This window comes from Streptomyces sp. NPDC048290 (assembly GCF_040652095.1).
In the GTDB taxonomy this organism is placed as follows: domain Bacteria; phylum Actinomycetota; class Actinomycetes; order Streptomycetales; family Streptomycetaceae; genus Streptomyces.
This window is the reverse complement of the sequence record NZ_JBEZLM010000060.1, coordinates 1-2,030: the sequence shown is the minus strand read 5'-3', so window position 1 is coordinate 2,030 and position 2,030 is coordinate 1. Positions and strand designations below refer to the sequence as shown.

Here is a 2,030-nt window from a genome sequence, read left to right as displayed (position 1 = left end):
TTCTCGTCGGACGTGGCGTTGTTGGCGAGGTCGACCCAGGTCAGTACGCCGTTGTCGTTGACGAGGTTGAAGGCGTGGCCCTTTCCGTCCGGGTCACCGGGTGTGCGGCTGATGAAGACCATGGCCGAGGTCTTGTCCCCGGACTCCCGGACCAGTTCGGCGAGTTTGGTGAGGGCGTCGGGCCCGGCTCCGACCGGCACCGCGGCGCGGTCCAGTGCCTGCTGGGCCACGGTGGCGTGGGTCCTGCCCTCCTTCACCTCGGTCAGCTTGCCCAGGTCCCGTACGGCCGTGCTGCGGTCGGGTGCCTGGAAGGCGGTGTGCAGGGTGAGTGCCGCGATCACGCAGTTGTCGTAGAAGTCCCGGGTGACGTCGCTCCGGTCACGGTTGGCGTGCACCTGGTCGACCAGGTCCTGCGGGGACTGGAACAGCTTGTTCCCGCCGGCGTCGAAGAGGCGGGTGACGGCGTTGACCGGAGAGGCGTCCTGCTGCCCCTGCGTGACGGGCGGCGGGGTGGTGTCGCCGAGGGTCTCGACCAGCTCGTAGACGGTCCTGCGGTCCGGCTTGGGACGCGGGGTCCACTCCTGGTCGAAGTCCCTCCGGGCCTGCTCGTGGCCCTGGACCACGCTCTCCCGGGTCGCGAAGTGGGCGCGCGTCTCGTCCCGGAAGCGGTCCAGTACGTCCTGCCTGCCGAGGTCGGGATCGCCCGCCGTGTCGTTCAGGACGTCCCGCATGATGCTGGGGATCTGGTCGCGTACGAAGCTGGTGACGTCGTCGTCGAAGAGGAGGTTGCGCAGGGTCGAGTCCTGCTGGAACTCGTCGGCGATCTCCTGGAACAACGCCTCGGCGTTGTCGTGGAGCGTCTGCTCCTGTTCGGCCCGGGTGAGCGGGGTGTCCTCGGCGAAGGGGGACTCGGGGCGGGCGTCGGTGTCGGGCTCGGTGTCCGGCTCCGCCGGGGTCTCGGACTGTGTCTCGGACTCCGTCGACTGGTCCGGCGTCGGCTCGGAGCTGACGGTGACGGGCCGGGGCTGGCCGATCTCCTCCGGCTGCGCGGACTGCGGTGTCTGCGCGCTCTCCGCCGTCTGCGTCGTCTGCGGCGTTCCCGGCGCGCCCGTCTCCCCCGTCTCTCCCGGCGCCGCCGTCGTGGAGAGGGGTGTGGGTGCGTCGGTGAGGGCGTGCAGGAAATCCTCCGTCGTGGGAACCGACTCGACGTCGGAGGGCTGCGGCCCCTCGGTGGGGACGAGCGGCTGGGAGATCCCGTCGTTCGGCTGATTCGCCTGAACCGGCTGGTTGGGCTGAGCCGACTGGTTCACCTGACCGGCCTGGTTGGGCTGGTTCGACTGCGGGGCCGGTCCCCGGCCCTGCGTGGGAGTCTGCGCCTGCGCCTGGCCCTGACCTTGCTGCCCCTGCCCCGCACTCTGGCTCTGCGGCTGCGGCGGTGTTCCCGAGGCCGTCTGGGTCTGTACCGGCGGCGGCGTCATCACCTGCTGTGCCGACGCATTGTCCTCCGACGGGGCCTGATCCTGGGCGGGCGCGTCCAGGCCGCTCGGGGCGTCGCTCTGTGTCCGGATCGGTGTCTGCCCGCCGTTCAGCGTCACCGACGACGCCTGGTCCTGACCCTTCTCCGACCCGTACGTCTGGTCCTGGCCCTGACCCTTCTCCGACCCGTACGACCGGTCCTGGCCCTGGTCCTGCTGCTGGAGCGGCTGCTGCTTGCCGTCCCCCGCCGGGTACGCCCCGCTGTCCGGGACGGACGACTGCCCGGGTCCCGTGTCGCGGGCCGGGTCCGGCAGCCGCTGCTCCGGGAGCGGGTTGAGGTCCTCGGGCGTGTACGGCGGCAGCGTGTCGAACTTGGTGTCCAGCCGGGGCGACGGAAGGTCCTGGGACACATACGGCGGCGGCGCGTCGAACTTCGGGGACTGGAGGCCCAGCGGGTCGCCGCCGACCAGCTTGGGCGGGGTGTAACCGGAGGAACCCTTCTCAGAGGCGTCGGAGACGCCGGGCGCGCCGGCGCCACCGGGGGTGCCCATGCT

The 2,030-nt window shown here is 71.3% G+C and carries 1 protein-coding gene; it reads right to left on the bottom strand.

Annotated features, from left to right (window positions below; all coding sequences use genetic code 11):
- The coding region (locus AB0D49_RS41705) for a toxin glutamine deamidase domain-containing protein (protein WP_362769502.1) at positions 1–2,030 on the bottom strand (2,030 nt) is incomplete at both ends.